Source organism: Peribacillus sp. NPDC058002 (assembly GCF_042886655.1).
GTDB classification, from domain to species: Bacteria; Bacillota; Bacilli; order Bacillales; family DSM-1321; genus Peribacillus; species Peribacillus aracenensis.
This window is the reverse complement of the sequence record NZ_JBHVQU010000543.1, coordinates 1-1,054: the sequence shown is the minus strand read 5'-3', so window position 1 is coordinate 1,054 and position 1,054 is coordinate 1. Positions and strand designations below refer to the sequence as shown.

Genomic DNA, 1,054 nt, shown 5'->3' with positions numbered 1-1,054 from the left:
CATAATATACTTATCAATAAAAGTCATCATATCCTTATTCTCCTTTTATTAAAGTAGTGGCTTGTTTTAATACTTCTTCACCATTACATAGTCCATAGAACATTGGATTGATGGTTGCGACTGGAATCCCCTTTTCTTTCCCCGATTCCTGTAACTTGGAAAGAAGATATCTAACCTGCGGACCTAATAAAATCACATCGGCCTTATCTATTTCATTATTCACTTCTGTAGAACCAACAGCCCATATACGACATTCTATTCCTTGTTTTTTAGCGCTTTCCTCCATCTTGGTAACTAATAAACTAGTAGACATCCCCGCAGAACAACATAATAAGATATTCATTGAAATTACCCCCCTTTTTAATGTTTGATTATTCAGTATTTTTAAGTAAGGCTAAACCACATTTTTGTATTAATCCCTGTTAATTTGTTTTATCACTTCCCCTGAAAGGCTATATGAAGTGGGTATTATTACCTCCATACATATATTGTAGTTACAAATTAGGAAAATATCAACACAATTTTAAATTTGTTACTACAAATTTTCGATTTAAAGTTGATTATTAAACTTATCCGAGATAATCTATATGTATATATTGGAATGAACATAGGAGGAATCACTGTGGAGACCATGAATAAAGAAGCGGCATTGCATTCCATAGTTAAGGAATCAATTATCGATCTCATAAAAAATGGCGAATATCAACCAAATACAAAATTACCGACCGAGGCTGAATTTTGTAAAATATACGGAGTAAGCAGGACAACAGTTCGTACGGCCTTACAGCAATTGAACGTCGAAGGCTACATCTACCGTGTTCAAGGCAAAGGGACTTTCGTTTCGGAGAATAAAGTGAAGCAATTTCTTACAAGCACGGTTGAAAAATTCTCTGAGCAAGTCACGATGCAAGGGAAAAACCCTTCTACGAAGGTCATTAGCTTAAAGGTGATTGAAGCAAACGCTACCCTAGCCAAGCTTTTCAAACAAAATATTGGAGACCCCGTAAATAAACTGGAACGGATACGTTACGTAAACGACATCCCCCTTCAATAT

2 protein-coding genes are annotated in these 1,054 nt (G+C 35.4%); one reads left to right on the top strand and one right to left on the bottom strand.

The window, feature by feature from the left end; all coding sequences use genetic code 11:
- Positions 1 to 34 precede the first annotated feature (34 nt).
- Positions 35 to 343, bottom strand: a complete 309-nt coding sequence (locus tag ACFVSH_RS26985; RefSeq protein WP_387600052.1) for a PTS sugar transporter subunit IIB — start codon at positions 341 to 343, stop codon at positions 35 to 37.
- Positions 344 to 631: 288 nt separating this feature from the next.
- On the opposite strand from ACFVSH_RS26985, the gene ACFVSH_RS26980 reads away from it, so the two are divergent.
- The coding region (locus ACFVSH_RS26980) for a GntR family transcriptional regulator (RefSeq protein ID WP_387708913.1) at positions 632 to 1,054 on the top strand (423 nt) is incomplete at its 3' end.

What these genes read in the sequence shown, in the direction of transcription:
- ACFVSH_RS26985 (WP_387600052.1), bottom strand. Translation starts at nt 343, where the DNA reads ATGAATATCTTATTATGTTGTTCTGCGGGGATGTCTACTAGTTTATTA.